Source organism: Rhizobium sp. RAF36 (assembly GCF_052114105.1).
Lineage (GTDB): Bacteria > Pseudomonadota > Alphaproteobacteria > Rhizobiales > Rhizobiaceae > Rhizobium.
Genome location: NZ_JBFREC010000001.1, coordinates 295,746 through 315,242, shown reverse-complemented (window position 1 = coordinate 315,242; position 19,497 = coordinate 295,746). Strand labels below are relative to the sequence as shown.

General features: G+C 62.2%; 17 protein-coding genes. 4 read left to right on the top strand and 13 right to left on the bottom strand.

Annotated elements, in window-relative coordinates; all coding sequences use genetic code 11:
- Nucleotides 1–102 precede the first annotated feature (102 nt).
- From AB4Z25_RS01585 to AB4Z25_RS01575, 3 genes are all read left to right on the top strand, one after another.
- Nucleotides 103–1,101 carry an ABC transporter substrate-binding protein gene (locus tag AB4Z25_RS01585; RefSeq protein ID WP_112386903.1) on the top strand — a complete coding sequence of 333 codons (999 nt, stop codon included), beginning with the start codon at nucleotides 103–105 and terminating at the stop codon, nucleotides 1,099–1,101.
- 116 nt (nucleotides 1,102–1,217) lie between these two features.
- Nucleotides 1,218–2,105, top strand: coding sequence for an ABC transporter permease (locus AB4Z25_RS01580; protein ID WP_112387442.1), 888 nt, complete (start codon nucleotides 1,218–1,220; stop codon nucleotides 2,103–2,105).
- The gene (locus tag AB4Z25_RS01575; RefSeq protein WP_112537806.1) at nucleotides 2,098–3,126 is read left to right on the top strand and encodes a quaternary amine ABC transporter ATP-binding protein; all 1,029 of its coding nucleotides are present in this window, start codon (nucleotides 2,098–2,100) and stop codon (nucleotides 3,124–3,126) included. The genes AB4Z25_RS01580 and AB4Z25_RS01575 overlap by 8 nt, the downstream gene beginning before the upstream one ends.
- 40 nt (nucleotides 3,127–3,166) lie before the next feature.
- On the opposite strand, the gene AB4Z25_RS01570 is transcribed toward AB4Z25_RS01575, so the two are convergent.
- Both AB4Z25_RS01570 and AB4Z25_RS01565 read right to left on the bottom strand, forming a co-directional pair.
- Complete coding sequence (locus AB4Z25_RS01570) at nucleotides 3,167–3,565, bottom strand: DUF427 domain-containing protein (protein ID WP_112537807.1); 399 nt, start codon at nucleotides 3,563–3,565, stop codon at nucleotides 3,167–3,169.
- Nucleotides 3,566–3,843: 278 nt separating this feature from the next.
- Nucleotides 3,844–4,785: a phytanoyl-CoA dioxygenase family protein gene (locus AB4Z25_RS01565; RefSeq protein ID WP_112537808.1), complete on the bottom strand. Its 942-nt coding sequence runs from the start codon at nucleotides 4,783–4,785 to the stop codon at nucleotides 3,844–3,846.
- A 132-nt stretch (nucleotides 4,786–4,917) separates the two neighbouring features.
- Between AB4Z25_RS01565 and AB4Z25_RS01560 the strand changes: the two genes are divergently transcribed.
- Entirely contained in the window at nucleotides 4,918–5,787 is an 870-nt protein-coding gene (locus AB4Z25_RS01560) for an AraC family transcriptional regulator (protein WP_112537809.1), read from the top strand.
- Here the strand turns inward: AB4Z25_RS01560 and AB4Z25_RS01555 are convergent.
- The 11 genes from AB4Z25_RS01555 to dnaG all read right to left on the bottom strand — a co-directional run bounded on the left by AB4Z25_RS01555 (nucleotide 5,784) and on the right by dnaG (nucleotide 19,396).
- Nucleotides 5,784–6,668, bottom strand: coding sequence for a DMT family transporter (locus AB4Z25_RS01555; protein WP_112537810.1), 885 nt, complete (start codon nucleotides 6,666–6,668; stop codon nucleotides 5,784–5,786). The two genes, AB4Z25_RS01560 and AB4Z25_RS01555, sit on opposite strands and share 4 nt — an antisense overlap.
- 67 nt (nucleotides 6,669–6,735) lie before the next feature.
- The gene (locus tag AB4Z25_RS01550; RefSeq protein WP_112537811.1) at nucleotides 6,736–7,536 is read right to left on the bottom strand and encodes an AraC family transcriptional regulator; all 801 of its coding nucleotides are present in this window, start codon (nucleotides 7,534–7,536) and stop codon (nucleotides 6,736–6,738) included.
- A gap of 63 nt (nucleotides 7,537–7,599) precedes the next feature.
- On the bottom strand, nucleotides 7,600–7,761 hold the full coding sequence (locus AB4Z25_RS01545) for a hypothetical protein (protein ID WP_442207817.1): 162 nt from the start codon (nucleotides 7,759–7,761) through the stop codon (nucleotides 7,600–7,602).
- A gap of 74 nt (nucleotides 7,762–7,835) precedes the next feature.
- On the bottom strand, nucleotides 7,836–9,083 hold the full coding sequence (locus AB4Z25_RS01540; protein ID WP_442207816.1) for a DUF930 domain-containing protein: 1,248 nt from the start codon (nucleotides 9,081–9,083) through the stop codon (nucleotides 7,836–7,838).
- 120 nt (nucleotides 9,084–9,203) lie between these two features.
- Nucleotides 9,204–9,911, bottom strand: coding sequence for a DUF930 domain-containing protein (locus AB4Z25_RS01535; protein WP_112537813.1), 708 nt, complete (start codon nucleotides 9,909–9,911; stop codon nucleotides 9,204–9,206).
- A 187-nt stretch (nucleotides 9,912–10,098) separates the two neighbouring features.
- The gene (rpoD, locus tag AB4Z25_RS01530) at nucleotides 10,099–12,156 is read right to left on the bottom strand and encodes an RNA polymerase sigma factor RpoD (protein WP_112537814.1); all 2,058 of its coding nucleotides are present in this window, start codon (nucleotides 12,154–12,156) and stop codon (nucleotides 10,099–10,101) included.
- A gap of 459 nt (nucleotides 12,157–12,615) precedes the next feature.
- Complete coding sequence (locus AB4Z25_RS01525) at nucleotides 12,616–12,963, bottom strand: GFA family protein (protein ID WP_112537815.1); 348 nt, start codon at nucleotides 12,961–12,963, stop codon at nucleotides 12,616–12,618.
- A gap of 17 nt (nucleotides 12,964–12,980) precedes the next feature.
- Entirely contained in the window at nucleotides 12,981–14,018 is a 1,038-nt protein-coding gene (gene tdh, locus AB4Z25_RS01520; protein WP_112537816.1) for an L-threonine 3-dehydrogenase, read from the bottom strand.
- Nucleotides 14,019–14,215: 197 nt separating this feature from the next.
- Entirely contained in the window at nucleotides 14,216–15,403 is a 1,188-nt protein-coding gene (locus AB4Z25_RS01515; RefSeq protein ID WP_112537817.1) for a glycine C-acetyltransferase, read from the bottom strand.
- A gap of 136 nt (nucleotides 15,404–15,539) precedes the next feature.
- Complete coding sequence (gene recQ, locus AB4Z25_RS01510) at nucleotides 15,540–17,396, bottom strand: DNA helicase RecQ (RefSeq protein ID WP_112537818.1); 1,857 nt, start codon at nucleotides 17,394–17,396, stop codon at nucleotides 15,540–15,542.
- Nucleotides 17,396–19,396: a DNA primase gene (gene dnaG / locus AB4Z25_RS01505; RefSeq protein WP_112537819.1), complete on the bottom strand. Its 2,001-nt coding sequence runs from the start codon at nucleotides 19,394–19,396 to the stop codon at nucleotides 17,396–17,398. The genes recQ and dnaG overlap by 1 nt, the downstream gene beginning before the upstream one ends.
- Nucleotides 19,397–19,497: the final 101 nt, after the last annotated feature.

Below are 19,497 nucleotides of genomic sequence, written 5' to 3'. Positions count from 1 at the left end.
ATGGCGCTTGCACGCCCTGTGCAGGCTCAATGTGCTTGCTGGCAGACGCGGTGCTGCCAGCGCCCGGGTTCACGTTGCACCGCGACCAGAGGGAACAAAAAAATGAAAGCACTTTTGGCTTCTACCGTCCTTGCTGCCGGCCTGTTGGCTATGGGCGGCGCAGCATCCGCTGCTGAATGCGGCAATGTCACGATCGCAAGCATGAACTGGCAGTCTGCCGAAGTTGCTGCAAATCTCGACAAGGTCATTCTCGAAACCGGCTACGGCTGCACCGCCGAAATCGTCACCGGCGATACCGTTCCGACACTGACCTCGATGGCTGAAAAGGGCGAGCCCGATATCGCGCCGGAAGCCTGGGTCAGCCTACAGCCGGAACTCGTCAAGCGCGGCCTCGAAGGCGGCAAGGTCGTCGCCGCGGCCAAGATTCTCTCCGACGGCGCCATCCAGGGCTGGTGGATCCCCAAGTATGTCGCCGACGCCCACCCTGACATCAAGACCATCCCCGATCTCTTCAAGCACCCGGAACTGTTCCCGGCCCCTGAAGACAAGAGCAAGGGCGCCGTCTTCAACGGCCCGCAGGGCTGGGGCGGCACTGTTGTCACCACGCAGCTCTTCAAGGCGAACGGCGGCGACAAGGCAAACTTCACGCTCGTCGACACCGGCTCGGCCGCCGGCCTCGACGGCTCGATCGCCAAAGCCTACGAAGGCAAGCAGCCGTGGGTTGGCTATTACTGGGCGCCGACTTCGCTGCTCGGCAAGTATGAGATGGTGAAGCTCGGCTTCGGCGTCGATTATGACGCGGCCGAATGGAAGCGCTGCACCTCGATCGCCGACTGCGCCGATCCGAAGCCGAACGCCTGGCCGTCGGATGACGTTCAGACCCTCGTCAGCAAGAGCTTCGCCGACCGCGCCGGTCCTGCCATGGACTACCTGAACAAGCGCGCCTGGACCAACGACACGGTCAACAAGCTGATCGCCTGGATGAGCGACAACCAGGCAACCGGTGAAGACGGTGCGAAGCACTTCCTCAAGGAAAACGGTGATCTCTGGACCAAGTGGGTCTCCCCCGAAGTCGCAGAGAAGATCAAGGCTTCTCTCTGATCCCCGATATTTCGCAAGCGGGCGGCGTCTTGACACCAGGACGCCGCCCGCCCGATGTTTTCAAGCGACGCCCGTAAGAAGAATGGGCCGCCGCTGCTTTTGCCATGGGGACCGACATGGATTGGCTTTGGAAATTTCCAACGATGAACGACGATATGCTGCGCGACCTGAAAAGGGCCGTGGATGAAGGCTTTCGCGGCTTCACCCGCGCCTATGGCGACAGCATCGAAGGGCTCTTCAGCCCGCTGCAAAGTTTCCTGATCTGGGCCGAAAGGCTTCTCACCGGCGCACCGTGGCCGGTGGTCATCCTTGCCGTTGCCGCCATTGCCTGGGTGGCGAGCCGTAGCTGGAAGATCGTCGCCGGCTGTGTGGTGACACTGCTTCTGATCGGCTGGTTCGACATGTGGCAGGACACGATGAAGACGGTATCGATGATCTTCGTCTGTACGGTTCTGTCGATCGTCATCGGCATTCCGATCGGCATCGGCATGTCGCGCTCGAACCGTATGCAGAACATCGTCAATCCGGTGCTCGACGTCATGCAGACCATGCCGAGCTTCGTCTACCTGATCCCCGTCGTCATGCTGCTCGGCATCGGCCGTGTGCCCGGCGTCATCGCGGTCGTCATCTACGCCCTCCCCCCGATGATCCGCCTGACCAATCTCGGCATCCGCATGGTCGACAAGGATGTGCTGGAAGCCGCCGACGCCTTCGGCTCTTCCAGCTGGCAGAAGCTGCGCAACGTCCAGCTGCCGCTCGCGCTGCCGACCATCATGGCCGGCATCAACCAGACCATCATGATGGCGCTCGCCATGGTCGTCATCGCCTCGATGATCGGCGTCCAGGGCCTCGGCCAGCCGGTGCTGAAGGCGATTGCCAACCAGTATTTCACCCTCGGCGTCTTCAACGGTCTCGCCATCGTCGGCATCGCCATCATCTTCGACCGCATCAGCCAGGCTTACGGTCTGCGCCTGCAGAAGCACCGGGAAATCGTGCATGGCTAGTCAATCGATCGAAATCCGCAATCTCTACAAGATCTTCGGTCCCCGCGGCCGCGACTTCGTGGAAGCCGTCACCAAGGGGATGTCGAAAACCGAGCTCAACAAGGAGCACGGTCACGTTCTCGGTCTGAAGGACATCAATATCCATATCCCCGGCGGAAGCATCACCGTCATCATGGGGCTTTCAGGCTCCGGCAAATCGACGCTGATCCGCCATATCAACCGGCTGATCGACCCGACTTCGGGCGAAGTGCTCTATGGTGGCACCGACGTCTGCCAGATGAACGAGGAAGAACTTCGCGAATTCCGCCGCCACAAGACAGCGATGGTCTTCCAGAAATTCGGCCTCCTGCCGCACCGCACGGTGCTGCAAAACACCGTCTACGGCCTGGAAATCCAGGGCGTGGCGAAATCCGAGCGCGAGGCCCGTGCCGATATCTGGATCAAGCGGGTCGGGCTGGAGGGCTTCTCCAACCACTACCCGAACCAGCTGTCGGGCGGCATGCAGCAGCGCGTCGGCCTCGCCCGGGCGCTGACCAACGATGCAGATATCCTGTTGATGGACGAAGCCTATTCGGCCCTCGATCCGCTGATCCGCGTCGACATGCAGACCGTGCTTCTCGAGCTGCAGCGAGAACTGAAGAAGACCGTCGTCTTCATCACGCACGATCTCGACGAGGCGCTGCGCCTCGGCGACAAGATCGCCATCCTGCGCGACGGCGAGGTCATCCAGCAGGGCACGGCGGCCGATATCGTGCTGAGCCCCGCCGACGACTACATCAAGGCCTTCGTCAAGGAAGTGAACCGCGGCCGGGTCATCCGCATCGACGCGCTGATGGAGCCGCTCAGCAACCCCGCAGGCGACTCGTCGGTCCGGATTCCCGGCAGCTACAATGTCGAGGAAGCCATGCGCATGATGACGGAAAACAACGCCACGCAGGCGACCGTCATCGGCGAGAGCGGCACACCCGCCGGCCGCGTCTCGCTGGAAGGCCTGGTGCGCTGTCTCGTCCGGACGAACTGAACGCGATGCGCGGCGCCAAGCCGCGCATCGTCACCCCGCGTCAGAACTGCCCGGCTTCGGGCACCTGCAGCTCCTCGATGGAATCGACGCGATCCGGATAGAAGGCCATATGGTCCTTGATCTCGCTGACCGCAGGGTTCGGCGTCTCATAGGTCCAGATAGCATTCTTCGAGCGATCCCCACCCAGCACGATGCTGTAATAGGAAGCATCGCCCTTATACGGGCAATGGGTCGAATGATCGGTGCGCGCCAGCAGCGACATGTCGATATCCTTGCGGGGAATATACTGCACCGGCGGATAGGACGCCTCGCGCAGCGTCAGCGCATCATGCGTATCGGCAATCACCTTGCCGTCGAGTTTCACAACGATACGGGCCGGATTATGCTCGACGCTGATCGGATGATCGGGTCCGGGAATCTTGACGGGCCTGCCTGACATGGGTGCCTCGAATAGATTGATCCACAGAGAGATAGGGAGGACTTGTGAGATGCCCAAGGGGCGGGAGTGCCGGACACGCCGATTGTGAGCGGAGAGCGCTCCCCAACCTCCCCCTCATTCCTGTGCTTGTCACAGGAATCTAGCCGGCCCAAGTCCTTGGGCCGAAAAGACTCTTCCCACCGCGCAGACGCACGGTGACTGGATTCCTGTGACAAGCACAGGAATGAGGGCACCTAAGAGGCGCCCCCCGCAAAATCAAACTCCGTGGCGGTACCCCATCAACCCCAGCGATCCAACCCCAGCAACTTCCGCCCCAGCGGCGTCAGTTCCGCGGTCGTCGCATTGTTCTTCTCCCATTCGCGCGGGTCGCCCGGGAAGGCGTCGCGCTTCGGGCTGTCGAGCTCGCGCCACAGGCGGATGCGCTCGTCGCGTTCCTCGGCATTGTCGTATTCCGCCGGATGCATGGAGATATACTGCGCCATGCGGACGCGGTTGTCGGAATGGTTCGGGCGCACACCATGGGCCAACAGCGAATTGAAGATCATCAGGTCGCCGGGCTCCATCGAGATATTCTCGGTCGACAGACCGGTCATGTCAGGATGCATCGGATCGCGGTCTGCAGGCTGCGTCTTCACCCATTCCTCGTAATGCTCGAAGAGATAGGGAACGCACTGGAAGCCGCCGACATCGCCGTCCTGCTTCTTCAGGCTGAGAACCGCCTGCACACCGATCGGCAGCGGGTCGATCGAGGTGTCGACGTCCCAATGGATGAAGCCGTTCGGATTGCCCTTGACCTTCTTCGGCGGATTGAGGTTGGCGCGGTCGATTGTCACCCACAGGTCTTCGCGGTCCCAGATATCGACGAACACGTCATAGACGCGCTTCTCCATCCGGTTGTCCCACAGCGCCTGGTGATTGTAGATCTCCAGCATGCCGGTGTTGTTGAGTTCCTTCATCTTGTGCTCGCGGCGCTGCGGCGCGTACCAGGTCGAAGGATCGTTGGGGTCCTTCTCGTCAAAACGCCAGAGCACTTCCACAAGCCGCTCGACATTCTCCGCAGGCACCGCCTGACGGACAATGACGTAGCCCTTCTTCGTCCAGTGCTGCCAGTCGGCCTCCGAGAGCACGCGAAGCGGAAGCTTCTTCTTGATATCCTTGAGCTGCGTGGTGACCGAACCTGCGGTCGGATGCGCGTCGCGCTTCATGGCTGTCTGCTGCATGTCTCTCTCCCATTGCGGTAATCCCTGTCGGTTCAGGCGATGGAGAGAGTGTAGCTGCAGCGTGGCGGCAATGTTGCCTGCCTATGGCCTGTTCTGATACTATTTTGGCGTCGTCAATGTAACCAGCGCCCGATGAGACCCTATCTCGAAGTTCTCCCACGCCAATCCGGTGTCAGCTGGCCGATGCTGAACAGGCGGCTCGACGATGCCATTCCCTTCGTCTGGCACCACCATCCGGAATTTGAGCTGACGCTCACCCTCAATTCCGTCGGCCAGCGCTTCATAGGCGATCACACCGGCGAATATGAGGATGGCGACCTCGTGCTCGTCGGCCCCAACCTGCCGCATACCTGGGCGTCACGCGAAAAGCTTGACCCCGCCGTGCCGCACCGCGCCCTGGTTCTCTGGTTTCACCCGGACTGGATGCGGCAGATGACGGCGGGCGCGGTCGAGCTTCGGCCGATCGAGCAACTGATGGTCCGCGGCCAGAATGGCCTGCAGTTTTCCAAGGAGACCGGAATGGCTGTCCGCCCCCAATTCGAAACCATCTTCGACCGGCCACCGGCCGAGCGCCTGCTCTCGCTGCTCTCGATCCTCACCCAGGTCGCCGCCGACCGCCAGGCAGCGCCGCTTGCCAGCACGCCCGGCCAGCAGCCGGCGCTGCAGGAGAGCCGCGAGCGCATCGACCGGGTACTCACCCATCTTCATCTGAACTATGCGCGGCCGCTCGGGCTCGACGAGCTTGCCGATATTGCCGCCCTCAGCGTCTCGGGCCTGCACCGCATGTTCCGCCGCCATACCGGCACGACGGTCAGCGACTATCTGATCCGCATGCGGATCGGCGATGCCTGCGCCCGCCTCTCCTCGACCAGCCAGCCGGTCGCCCATATCGCCGACGCCGTCGGCTATGCCTCGCTCGCCAATTTCAATCGCCAGTTCCGCGCCGAAAAGGGCATGACGCCGCGCGACTACCGCGCCCATTTCCGCCGTGACGAAGGCTAGGCCGCCCCGCGTCTGCGGCCAGCGAGGGCAAGCCCTGCGACCGCCGCCAGCACGGCACCGATGCCGATGACCTGGTTGAGACTGACGGGTTCGCCGAGCAGCATAAAGGCGAAGATAACGGCCGAGACAGGGGCTACGGCGGTGAACAGCGAGGCTTCCGAGCCGCTGACCCTTTCGGCCCCGGCATACCACAGCATGAACCCCGCCACCGTCGGCACCAGGGCGTAGTAGAGCACGGAAAGCAGCGCCGTTCCTGACGCCGCCGAAATCGCGTGGCTTTCGAACAGCGCCGGGATGGCAGCAGCCACAAGGCCGATCGCCGCCATCAGCGACGATTGCGCCAGAGGCGGAATGGCAGTCGCAAGCCGCTTGTTGAGCAGAATGAACAGCCCCTCGCAGAGAACCGCGCCGGCGATCATGACGTCACCGACAAGAGACCCACGACCGGCGCCGGGCGCAAAGACGATCGACAGCACACCGGCCGCAGCAAGGCCGATCGCCAGCAGCAGAAAGCGATCCGGCCGCTCGCCGAGCAGCAGGATGGAGATGGCAGCCGAGACGACCGGCAGTGTTCCGATGATGACTCCGGCATTGGCGGCCGAAGTGATAGACAGCCCCGAGATCAACAGTGTCGTATAGCCGACGCTGCCCGCTGCCGCCTGGATGACGAGGATACCCCAGTCGTGGCGCGGCAGCCGCGGAAACCGTGTCCCGGTTGCCCGCATCAGAAGCAGGAAGAACGGCAGTGCCGCAGCAAAGCGCAGCGCCGTCGCCGTGAACGGCGGTAAGCCCGCCGCAATCAGTTTGCTGGCGATCACGGTGCTGCCGACCGTCGTCATCGCCAATGTCAGATAGAGATAACCCTGCTGCTGCCGTGTCATGTCCTGCTCCCTGGATCGAAGCCAGATGAGCGGGAAAGCAGGCCGGGGTCTTGAAGGAAATTGCAGGCTATCTGGAAGCGCCGCGGGCATAGATGCCGGGAGAGAGCCCGTAGCGCGCCGTAAAGGCCCGCGTCATATGGCTCTGATCGGCAAAGCCGCTGGCCGCCGCCACCTCGGCAAGCGGCATCTTCCGGCCGATCAACCGCCTCGCCAGATGCACCCGCGCCTGAACCAGATAGGCATGCGGCGTGAGACCGGTGGCGCGGCTGAAGGCCCGCACCAGCTGAAAACGGCTGAGCCCGCTTTCCAGCGCCAATGCGGCAAGCGAGACCGGTGCTGCCGGATCGTCATCGATCAGCGACCGGGCGCGGCCGACAGAGGCAGGAACCGGCGCGGCATCCGCAGTCTGGCGCCCTTCCCGCAGAATATCGGCCGTCAGCGTCACCAGAAGCTCGTCTGAGCGCAGCGGCTCCCCGCTGCCGGTGACGGCCGAAAACAGCGCCAGGAAGCGCTGGGCCATCCGGTTGTCGCGAAGCACGGGATGCGGAATTTCGCAGCGCCGCGATCCACCCTCGGCCGCTTCCATGGCGAGTTCGCCGAAGACGCCAGGATCGAAATAGAGGATACGCCACGCCCTGTCCTCGCCAAGCGGCATGCCGTCGTGAACTTCATTGGGATTGACGGTGATGATATCGCCCGCCTCGGCCTCGACCATGCCGCGGCCGCTCAGCGATTTCTGGGCGCCGCGATGGATCAGCCCGATCCCGAACTGCTCATGCGTATGGCGCGCGAAACTCTGCCGGCTCACCGCCTCGACAGCGTCGATACCTGATACCGCCGAGCGGTACATTCTGAATCCGCCATCCATGCTGCACTCTCCGCAATAGCCAAGAGTGCCAGCCGCCGGATGGCGGCACAAGGCGTCAAGCGATCAATGGACCGTCTGCGGGCCAAATTCCTGGGAAAGGATCTGCAGCGCATCTTCAAGGGCTGCGACAAGGATATCGGTCAGTTCGTCCGACTTGTTTTCGATAAAAGCCAGAGCCACGGCTTCATCCTGGGATTCGAGGAAGTGCTCGACATCGTTCGACATATCATCGTCCTTTCATTCACCGGAACATCGGCGATGACGGGAGAATACGGGGGCTGTCTTGCGCAAAGCTGGCGCTATTCGGGAAAGCGGCGGCTGCGCCATTCGCTGCGCGGCACCGCATTGCCGACATCAAGCGCAAAGGACACGACTTCGGTCGCGGCGTCATTGACCTCGCAACGGAACCGCACGTCATACCAGGTTTCTGCGGTCCGGAAGGCGCCGCGTTTCACATCGAGAACGGTACCCTTCGCTAGCGCGTACATCGGCACGATCACCGGCCGGTAGGCGGGCGATCCGTGAACCAACTGTTCGCGCAGCTCGGTGCTGCAGAGCTGCGCAGCGCGGCGCCCGCGCGGAATACCGTTCATTGCTGTACTCGCCACCTGGTCGCCGTCGTCATCCTGCGAAAACAGCGTCTTTGCCTCGGCAAGGCCGTCCTTCGGCGCATCCGGCTTCTCGGCATCAATGGGCTTTTCGACAGGCTTTGCCTGCTCGATGCTGGTCATCGCCGTGCCCGAAGCATCGATCTCAGGGCCGTTGTTCTCCGAATGCGCGTCGGCAATATCCACCTGCGGCAGATCGATGTCGTCGGGCACCGGCTTGGCAGGTGGCTCCTTGGCGCCATCGGGCTTGTCGCCGGCATCGGCCTTGGGCTTCGGCTCGCCTGCGGCATCCTCATGGGTCGGCGCGCTGGTGGCAGGCTTGGCTTCGCCCTCGGCGCTATTGCCGGTATCGGATTTCTTCGGGCCGCTATCCTTGTCGCCGAACTGGAAGACCGGGCGGAGCACAGGCATGGGCGAACCCTCCCCCTGCTTGCCGTCAGCCTGCTTGTTTGCGGCGTCCTGCTCGGCCTTCGGCGGTTCGGCTTTCGGCTCCTCAGACTTCTTCTCTTCCGGCGGAGGAGGAGGTGGTGGCGGAGGCGGCTCCTGCTTTGCCTGCTCTTCCGGTTTCTTCTCTTCCGGAGGCGGCGGTGGGGGCTCTTCCTTCTTGACCTGCTCCTCGGCCTTCTTTTCCTCAGGCGGAGGGGGCGGCGGCGGTTCCTGCTTCGCCTCCTCCTGCGGCTTCTTCTCTTCCGGTGGCGGCGGAGGTGGCGGTGGCGGCTCTTCCTTCTTCGCCTGCTCTTCCGGCTTTTTCTCCTCGGGCTTCGGCGGCTCGGGTTTCGGTTCTTCCTTCTTTTCCTCCGGCGGCGGCACCATTTCGACCTGCACGGCCTCTTCCTGCTGCGGCTCAGGCTGCGGCGTCGGAAGTTTCACCAGAAGCACGGCAGCGACCAGCACATGCAGCGCAACCGATGCCGCCACACCCCAACTGATCCCTGCCAAATGCTTCTTCGTGAGTTTCTGCATTGCACCTAAAACCGCTTGATGCCGATGTGGCGTCAAAAGCAGGCAGCATCAAGCCGCAAAACAGAAAGATGCATGATTTCCAGTCAATATAAGGCGTCAGTCGGCCGGACCGTCGTCGGCCACGAGATTGTGATCCCGCCAGAGGTTGCGTGGAAGGGGATCGCCGGCGGCAAAGGCAAACGACTTCACCACCCCTGCACTGTCGACCTCGCAGCGGAAGCGGATCGCGTACCACATCCTCCCGCTGCGAAACGCGCCACCTTCGACATCGATGCTGCCGCCCCTGACCTTCTCCGGTGCCATGGCATAGGGCGCGATTGCATCGGGGCTGATACCCGGCCGCGACCGGCGCAGCTGTTCCATCGCCTCGAGCCCGCAAAGCTGCAGATTGCGTTCGTCACCGGAAAGTTGGCGCAGCGCCGCCTTGGCCTTTCTGCTGCGGGGATCGCTGAGCGTCCGGCCGGAGAACAGCTGGCTCGCTTGCACCAGCGCATCGGCAGGCGGATCGATCTTGCTCACAGGCGGCCGTAGCGGCTTGAAGACTGGGAGGGCGGGTGAAGGCTCTGCGGGGGCCGTACCCACTTCGGTTTGCTGCGGAGCAGGATCAGCGCGGCGTTCGGAAGGCATATCCGCGGGCGGCGCCGGGACAATATCGACGCTGACGCTATCCTCGCCGGGGGCATTGAAAATCGCAGGCTTCGGCAGATAGACGAGCAGCAAGGCGATGAACAGCGCGTGCACCAGCAGGGAAGCCGGAGCGCCCCAGTTGATACCCGCCTCTGGCTGTCGCTCGGCCCACGCCACCGGTCATCCTGCCTTTGTCTTTGGATGCGACGTGATCGTCATGCACTGCGGCCCGTTGCTTGCTGGAACTCCGGCCATCCTCTGCCGAATTGTGGCATGACGGCGGCAGGCAAACGCCTTAGTTGCACCCTGCCCAAAAGAAAAGCCCGGCACATGGCCGGGCTTCGTATTTCGTGACGTCGTCCACTCAGCTGTCGAGGAACGAGCGCAGCTTGCGTGAGCGGCTCGGGTGCTTGAGCTTGCGCAGCGCCTTCGCTTCGATCTGGCGGATACGTTCGCGGGTAACCGAGAACTGCTGGCCGACTTCTTCGAGCGTGTGGTCGGTGTTCATGCCGATGCCGAAGCGCATGCGAAGAACACGTTCTTCGCGCGGCGTCAGCGATGCCAGAACGCGGGTCGTCGTTTCGCGCAGGTTCGCCTGAATGGCGGCGTCGATCGGCAGAAGCGCGTTCTTGTCCTCGATGAAATCGCCGAGGTGCGAATCCTCTTCGTCACCCACAGGGGTTTCGAGCGAGATCGGTTCCTTGGCGATCTTCAGGACCTTGCGGACCTTTTCGAGCGGCATGGCAAGCTTTTCGGCCAGTTCTTCCGGCGTCGGCTCACGGCCGATTTCGTGCAGCATCTGGCGCGAGGTACGAACGATCTTGTTGATCGTTTCGATCATGTGCACCGGAATACGGATCGTGCGGGCCTGGTCGGCGATCGAGCGGGTGATCGCCTGACGGATCCACCACGTCGCATAGGTCGAGAACTTGTAACCACGGCGGTATTCGAACTTGTCGACCGCCTTCATCAGGCCGATATTGCCTTCCTGAATGAGGTCGAGGAACTGCAGGCCGCGGTTCGTGTACTTCTTGGCGATGGAGATGACGAGGCGAAGGTTCGCTTCGACCATTTCCTTCTTGGCGATACGCGCTTCGCGCTCGCCCTTCTGCACCATATGCACGATACGGCGGAATTCCGAGATCGAGATACCGGTTTCGGTCGCCAGATTCTGAATTTCCTGGCGGATGTCGCGGATCGTCGTGTTTTCGCCCTTGGCGAATTCCTTCCAGCCGCGGGCGGCCAGATTGGCGATCGACTTCATCCAGTTCGGGTCGAGCTCGGCGCCCTGGTACTGTTCCAGGAAGGAGTCACGCTTGACGCCGTAGGATTCTGCCAGACGCAGCAGGCGGCCTTCGTTCTGAACGAGGCGCTTGTTGATATCGTAGAGCTGCTCGACCAGAGCCTCGATACGGTTCTGGTTCAAGGACAGCGACTTGACCGCCTTGATCAGCTCGTCCTTGAGCTCCTTGTAGCGGCGCTCCTGCGCCGACGACAGCGTACCCGTCGCGGCAAGGCGCTGCTCGACCTGCTGGTCCTGCAGCTTGCGCAGCTTCTTGTAGGTCTCTGCGATCAGGTCGAGGGTTTCCATGACCTGCGGCCGCAGCTCGGCTTCCATCGCGGCCAGCGAAAGGTTGGACTCGTCTTCGTCCTCTTCCTCTTCCTCGATCGGCATGCCTTCGCCGCCGACATCGGTGATGTCGTCGTCGCCGGTACGGGCGCGGCGGGTCTTTTCCTTCTCTTCGGCAGCCTTGCGGTCCGCCTCGATCTTTTCAGGGCTCTGGAACTGCGGCGCAGCCTTGGCTTCCGGACCCGAATAGGTCGTTTCCAGATCGATGATCTCGCGCAGCAGCGTCGTGCCTTCGTTCAGTTCGTCGCGCCAGATGATGATGGCCTGGAAGGTCAGCGGGCTCTCGCAGAGACCGGCGATCATCGTTTCCCGGCCGGCCTCGATGCGCTTGGCGATGGCGATTTCGCCTTCGCGCGACAGCAGCTCGACGGAACCCATTTCGCGCAGATACATGCGCACCGGATCGTCGGTACGATCGGTCGGTTCCTTCTTCTTCGCCGTCGCAAGCGCGGTGCCGCTCGAAGGCGCGAGTTCTCCGCCTTCGTTGTCGTCATCGCTGCCGCTATCGTCGTCGTCGCTGTTGCTGCCGCCCTGGGCTTCTTCAGCTTCTTCGTCTTCGATCACGTTGATGCCCATGTCGGAGAGCATCGACATCGTGTCTTCGATCTGTTCGGACGTCACTTCTTCGGACGGAAGAACGGCATTAAGCTCGTCCATCGTCACATAGCCGCGCTTTTTCGCGGCCTTGATCATCTTCTTGACCGCGTCATCGGAAAGATCGAGAAGAGGGCCGTCGGTTGCGCCGTCGCGTTCGACTTCCGCTTCTTCGTTCTCTTTGACCTTCGTTGCCATTTATGTCGTCGCCTTCCTGACGCTATTCAAACTCGCTGGTGATGGCCGCTACGAGACTGCGTGCAACCGCCGGTCTCGAATCACCAATTACCCACCTAACGGGATGACCTTTAAAGCCTGATTAACCACGATTGCCGGCGCCGGATGACAGAGCTTCAATGCTTCTAAATTTCCGGCCATGGTTTGTGCGATCCGCCTTGACCCAAGTTCACCGCTTTAAGTCGAACGGTGATTCCCACAATTTTTCATCTCGTCAAGCTTTTCCACAAAAAAAGCTGCCGAAAACACGGAAAATGCCTTATCCACAGGCTGACGAACCGCTTAAGCGATTGCCAGCCTTAGATAGGATGTCACCAGTGAAAGACAAGGGCGTAAAGCTCTCGTCCCCTCTTATCCGAGTCAATGGCGGTTTTATAGTGGCATTTGCGGCCCCATGTCTTGACGCCGCAGTATAGGCCGCTACCGCGACGCGCCATCAAAGGGATTGATCTTCAATGCCCCGATATCGACCGCCGGAATGCAGCGCAGGTTGATCGCCGCCATTGCCGTTCCATCCGGTGCCGTCGCCTCGCTATACGGCGCAATACCGCAATCCGCGCAGAAATTGTGCCGGATTGCGTGGCTCTTGAACGTATATGTCGACACCTTCTCGCGCGGCGTCTTCAGCTCGAACTGGGTCATCGGCACGAAACCGAGCAAGCCGCCGCGCTTGCGGCAGAAGCTGCAATTGCAATCCAGTGCCTCGGCGAACTCGCCCTCGACCTCGAAGGCGACGTTGCCGCAGTGACAGCTTCCCTCGTATTTCATGCCGTTTTCCTCCTCGTTTACAGCCAGTCCATGACCACCTTGCCGGAATTGCCGGAGCGCATCGCCTCGAAGCCATCGCGGAATTCACCGATCTTGATGCGGTGGGTGATGACAGGCGCAAGATCCAGTCCGCCCTGGACGAAGGCGATCATCTTGTACCAGGTCTCGAACATCTCGCGGCCGTAGATGCCCTTGAGGTTCAGCATCTTGAAGATCACCTTGTTCCAGTCGATCTCGAAACCGGCCGGCGCAATGCCGAGGATGGCGATCTTGCCGCCATTGTTCATCTTGTCGATCATGTCACGGAACGCGGGTGCGGCACCCGACATTTCAAGCCCGACGTCGAAGCCCTCGGTCATGCCGACCGACTTCATCACATCGGCCAGGTTTTCCTTCGAGGCGTCGACGACGTAATCGATCCCGAGCTTGCGGGCGAGATCGAGGCGGTTCGGGTTGATATCGGTGATAACGACCTTGCGGGCGCCGGAGCGCTTGGCAACCAGTGCGCCCATGATGCCGATCGGCCCCGCACCGGTGACGAGCACGTCTTCGCCGACGAGATCGAAGGACAGAGCGGTGTGAACGGCATTGCCGAACGGATCGAAGATCGCCGCGATCTCATCCGGAATATCATCCGGGATCGGCACGACATTGGCTTCCGGAATGCAGACGAACTCACCGAAGGAGCCCGGGCGGTTGACGCCGACGCCGAGCGTGTTGCGGCAGAGATGCCCGCGGCCGGCACGGCAGTTGCGGCACTTGCCGCAGACAATATGCCCCTCGCCGGAGACACGCTCGCCGACATGGTATTTGGTGACAGCGGAGCCGATCTCGGCGATCTCGCCGCAGAACTCGTGACCGACGACCATCGGCACCGGAATGGTCTTCTGCGCCCACTGGTCCCAGTTCCAGATATGCACGTCGGTGCCGCAGATCGCCGATTTCTTCACGCGGATCAGCACATCGTTCGGGCCGACCTCGGGAACCGGCACGGTCTCCATCCAGAGCCCGACCTCCGCCTTCGACTTCACCAGCGCCTTCATCATGTTCGACATATTTTCTTCCTTCGATTGGCGCCCGGCCTCACCGTCCCTTCTCGCCAGCGGGGAGAAGGTGCCCGAAGGGCGGATGAGGGGGCTGCCCCCGTAAACATCAACTGCTCTTCGCTTGCGCTCCGAGCCTCGCTTCGCTCGCCCCCTCATCTGTCCTGACGGACATCTTCTCCCCGCTGGGGAGAAGGGGGAAACCGCATCTAGATAACCCCAAGCTCCCTGCCCGCTTCGGCAAAGACGGCAATTGCCCGCTCGACATCAGCGGTCGAATGCGCCGCCGACATCTGCGTGCGGATACGGGCCTGGCCCTTCGGCACGACAGGGAAGGAAAAGCCGACCACATAGACGCCCTTCTTCAGCATCAGCGCCGCCATGTCCTGCGCCAGCTTCGCATCGCCGAGCATCACAGGAATGATCGCATGCCCCTCGCCCGCCAGCGTGAAGCCGAGCTTGGTCATTTCGGTGCGGAACAGCGTCGCGTTGGCCGTAAGCTTTTCGCGCAAGCCATCGCCGTTCTCGATCAGGTCGAAGACCTTCAGCGATGCAGCGGCAATGACCGGAGCCAGCGTGTTCGAGAACAGATAGGGGCGCGAGCGCTGGCGCAGCCAGTCGATGACCTCGGCCTTGCCGGACGTGTAGCCGCCCGAAGCGCCGCCCAGCGCCTTGCCGAGCGTCCCGGTGATGATATCGACCCGGCCCTCGACGCCGCAATATTCGGGCGAACCGCGGCCGTTTTTGCCGACAAAGCCGACCGCATGGCTGTCATCGACCATGACCATCGCGCCGTATTTGTCGGCGAGATCGCACACGCCCTTCAGATTGGCGATGATGCCATCCATCGAGAAGACGCCATCGGTGGCTATCATCTTGAAGCGGCTGCCCTCGGCCTTCTTCAGCTCTTCTTCGAGCGCTGCCATGTCGTTATTGGCATAGCGGAAGCGCTTGGCCTTGGAGAGGCGCACGCCGTCGATGATCGAGGCATGGTTCAGCGCGTCCGAAATGATCGCATCCTCTTCGCCGAGCAGCGTCTCGAAGAGACCGCCATTGGCATCGAAGCACGACGAATACAGAATTGTGTCTTCCATGCCGAGGAAGGAGGAGATGCGCGCCTCGAGCTGCTTGTGCTCTTCCTGCGTCCCGCAGATGAAGCGCACTGAGGCCATGCCGTAGCCGTACCGGTCGAGCGCCTGCTTGCCGGCTTCGGCAAGCTCCTCGTTGTCGGCAAGGCCAAGGTAATTGTTGGCACAGAAGTTCAGGACGCGGTCGCCGGAAGCCACGGCGATCTCCCCCGCCTGCTTCGAGGTGATGACACGCTCAGACTTGTAAAGCCCTGCTTCCTTGAGGGACGCGAGCTCGGTGGTGAGGTGTGAAAGAAATGCTTTTGTCATTGTAAATGCCATAATCCCCAAAAATTCCTCCGATGGGCGCTGCAATTAGCACAAAGCAAGTGCAGATGTCGCCGATCCGGTACGAAATATTTTCAAGGACAGGCACTTTTCGCGCGCCATGCCTGGGCGCCGCCCCTTAGTCGTCGTGGCTAAGGATCACGTCCAGGAAGGCGTCGCCGTAGCGCTCGAGCTTCGATTGGCCGACGCCGGAGATATCCAGCAGTTCCTTGCGGCTGCGCGGCCGCTCGGTGGCAAAGGCGATCAGGGTCGTGTCGGGGAAGACGACATAGGGCGGGACCCCGAGCGATTTGGCAATCGAGGTGCGCTCGGCCCGGAGCGCCTCGAACAGCAGCCCGTCGGCACCCGACAATCCGGCATGGCGGTTGGTCCGCTCGGCTTTCCGGCTGCTGCGTCCGGCGACCACCCGGTCCTTGCGGAAAAACACCTGCCTCTCATGCTTGAAGACGGCGCGCGCCTCCGCTTCCAGCTTCATCGCCCCATAGGCGTCGTGATCGATGCGGATCAGGCCCATGGCGAGCAGTTGGCGGAAAATCGATTGCCAGGTCTTGGCAGCGATATCCTTGCCGGCACCAAAGACCGGCATCGTCGTATGGCCGAAGCGTTCGGTCTTCTCGTTGGCATTGCCGAGCAGCACGTCGATGACATGGCCGGTGCCGAAGCGTTCGCCGGTCCGGTAGACGGCGGCCAGCGCCTTGATCGCCGCTTCCGTTCCATCCCAGGTCTCGACCGGCTTGGTGCAGGTATCGCAGCTGCCGCAGCCGCCCGAATGCGCCTCGCCGAAATGCGCCAGAATAGCCTGGCGGCGGCAGGAGGCGGTCTCGCAGATGGCGAGCAGCGCATTCAGCTTGCCGCGCTCGATGCGCTTGATTTCATCGGCCGCGTTGCCCTCGTCGATCATACGCCGCCGCTGGATGACATCGGCCATGCCATAGGCCATCCAGACTTCGGAGGGCAGCCCGTCGCGCCCGGCGCGTCCGGTCTCCTGATAATAGGCCTCGACGGAACCCGGCAGATCGAGATGCGCGACATAGCGCACATTCGGCTTGTCGATCCCCATGCCGAAGGCGACGGTGGCGACAAGGCAGAGTTCGTCTTCCTTGAGAAAGGCATCCTGGTTGGCGTCGCGCATCGCCCGGTCCATGCCGGCATGGTAGGCAAGCGCCCTGATCCCCTGCGTGTTCAGCCACTCGGCCGTGTCCTCGACCTTGGCGCGCGACAGGCAGTAGACGATGCCGCTATTGCCCTTGTGCCCGGACAAGAACCGCAGCAGCTGCTGGCGCGGCTGATCGCGCTCGACGATTTCATAGGCGATGTTCGGCCGGTCGAAACTGGTGGTAAAGACCTCGGCGCCTTCGAGCCTAAGGCGCTCGATGATGTCCTCGCGCGTATGCGGATCGGCAGTGGCCGTCAGCGCAATGCGCGGCACGCCGGGATAGTGCTCTGAAAGCCTGCCAAGCTCGCGATATTCGGGCCGGAAATCATGTCCCCACTGGGAGACACAATGCGCCTCATCGATTGCAAACAGCGCGATCCTGGCATCGCCGATGATCTCGCGGAAGCCGTCCATCAGGATACGCTCGGGCGTCACATAGAGCAGATCCAGCGTGCCCGATGAGATACCCCGGCGGATCTCGACATATTCGTCGCGGCTGATCGAGGAGTTCAGTGCTGCAGCACGGATGCCGAGCTGCTTCATCGCCTCCACCTGATCGCGCATCAGCGCAATCAGCGGAGACACGACGATGCCGATGCCATCGCGGCAGAGCGCCGGGATCTGGAAGCAGAGAGATTTGCCGGCACCAGTCGGAAATAGCACCACGGCATCGCCGCCAGATGCGACATGCTCGACCACCGCCTGCTGCTTGCCGCGAAAAGCCGGAAAGCCATAGACGCGCTTCAATATGTCGAGCGGCGCCCTGCCATTGCCGAACAGCGCACCACCCGCCGAAAATGCCTTGTCACCGCCGTCCATCAATGGCTCGCCGCGCCCTTGACCCGGCCTGAAAGCACGCCGAAGCCGTCGATGATCGCTTCCTGGTTTTCAAGCCGCAAACCTTCGAAATGCACTTCCTGCAAGGCGCGCATCAGCTGATCGATGATCTCGGCATTGCCCTCTTCCGTCGCCTCGGCGATTTCCCGCTCGAGCTCGATCTTCTGCCAGCGCAACGCTTTGGCGCGCTTGTGGAAGGCCAGCGCCTGACGGTAGCCCTCGCGCGCATCCTCCATCGCCGCCTCTTCGGTGGCGGTCCAGAGCCGCGCGTTGCGCACCTGCTGATCGAGCCCCTTGAGAAGACCGGAAAAGTCCTGGCGCTCCAGCTCTTCGAAAAGATACTCGCGCGTCAGATGCGGACTGGCGACCATCGCCGCCGCACCCAGCATTGCCGACCACAGGCGCTGCAGGTCGCGGTTGTCATATTCGATGGCGGCGATTTCGTCGTAGTCGTCCTGCATCAGCGCCGGATGATTGATGACGGTCAGCGCCAGCACGCTTTCGCGCAGCGCCGGAATTTCCTGGTGGCCGCGCACCAGACCGGATCGCGTCAACCGCTCGGAGACCAGATTGACAGTCCGCGCACCACCCGCCTGCGGGCGGCCCTGACCGTCCTTGCCGCGGAAATTGCCGCCACCGCCATTGCCGCGTTCGAAATTGCGGCGGTCGCCGCCTCTATTCTGAAACTGCGGCTGGAAGAACCTGTTCAGGCGGTCGCGGATATCCTGCTGGTAGTGGCGGCGGACGTTCTCGTCGCCGATGACAGCCACCATCTGCTTCAGCCGTGCTTCGAGCTCGGCGCGCGCCTCGGGCGTATCGAAATTGCCGCCACCGACTTCCCGGCCCCAGAGCATTTCCGCCAGCGGCTTCGCCTGGCTCATCACCTTGTCGAAGGGCGCGCGACCTTCGTTGCGCACGAGATCGTCAGGATCCTTGCCATCGGGCAGCAGCGCGAAGCGCACGGTGCGTCCCGGCTTCAGATGCGGCAGGGCCAGATCGGCCGCGCGGTTGGCAGCACGGATACCGGCGCCGTCGCCATCGAAGCAGAGCACCGGCTGCGACGTCATCTTCCAGAGCAGATCGAGCTGGTTTTCGGTGAGCGCGGTACCAAGCGGCGCCACGGCATTTTCGATCCCCGCCTGGTGCAGCGCAATCACGTCCATATAGCCTTCGACGGCAATCACCGTCGGCTCGCCGTCAGCACCCTGCAGCGACCGGCGGGCACGGGCGAAATTGTAGAGAACCTGCCCCTTGTGGAAGAGCTCGGTCTCGTTCGAATTCAGATATTTCGCCGGCGCATCCGGCGACATGGCGCGGCCGCCAAAGGCGATCACCTTTTCCCGCGACGAAAGGATCGGAAACATGATTCGATCACGGAACCGGTCGTAGCTGACCGGAATGTCGGATCCGTGCACAACGAGACCGCAGGCTTCGATCTGCTCCTTGCCCACGCCCTTGCCCGACAGAAATTCCTTAAGCGCGTTGCGGCTGTCTGGCGCGAAGCCGAGTCTAAAGGTCTCGATCGTCCGTCCCGTCAGGCCACGGTCGCGAAGATAGGCGCGCGCGCGGGCGCCATTCGCCTGTTGCAGCTGATCCTGGAAGAATTGCGTCGCGAGCTCCATGACGTCGAGCAGCGACGTCCGCTCCTTCTCGCGCTTCTCCATCGCCGGATCGGCAACCGGCATCGGCACGCCCGCCATATCGGCGATCTGCTGCACGGCTTCGGGAAAGCTCAAGCCCTCGAGCTCGGTCAGGAACCGGAAATGATCGCCCGTGACGCCGCAGCCGAAGCAGTGGTAGCGGCCCTTGCGATCTTCGCAGTGAAAGCTCGGCGATTTCTCGCCATGGAACGGGCAGCAGGCCCAGTAATCTCCGCGCGGCACATTGGTCTTGCGCTTGTCCCAGCTGACACGGCGGCCGATCACGTCCGAAATCTGGACGCGGTCGCGTATGTCATCGAGAAAGGAATTGGAAAAGCGCATCAGGACCTCGTGGCTGAGCGATCATATAAGCAGGTTTCACCCCCGCCGCCACGAACTTCGAGGGAATTGCGCGCTATTCACAGGCTTTCGCGCGCCGCCGG